Here is a 416-nt window from a genome sequence, read left to right on the forward strand (position 1 = left end):
GCGTGAAGCGGAAGATGTTGTCGATGAAGAGCAGCACGTCCTGCTTCTGCACGTCGCGGAAGTACTCCGCCATCGTCAGCGCGGACAGCGCGACCCGCAGGCGGGTGCCCGGCGGCTCGTCCATCTGGCCGAAGACGAGGGCGGTCTGGCCGATGACGCCGGCCTCCTCCATCTCGACGATGAGGTCGTTGCCCTCGCGGGTGCGCTCGCCGACGCCGGCGAACACCGACACACCGCCGTGGTCCTTGGCGACGCGGGCGATCATCTCCTGGATCAGCACCGTCTTGCCCACGCCGGCGCCGCCGAAGAGGCCGATCTTGCCGCCCTTGGCGTAAGGAGCGAGCAGGTCGATCACCTTGATGCCGGTCTCGAACATCTGGGTCTTCGACTCGAGCTGGTCGAACGCCGGCGCCTTG

The 416-nt window shown here is 67.5% G+C and carries 1 pseudogene; it reads right to left on the reverse strand.

Annotated features, from left to right (window positions below):
* Positions 1-416 (reverse strand): annotated as a pseudogene (locus tag D7Y13_RS43795) (F0F1 ATP synthase subunit beta); the annotation flags it as partial.

Source organism: Corallococcus praedator, assembly GCF_003612125.1.
Classification (GTDB): Bacteria; Myxococcota; Myxococcia; order Myxococcales; family Myxococcaceae; genus Corallococcus; species Corallococcus praedator.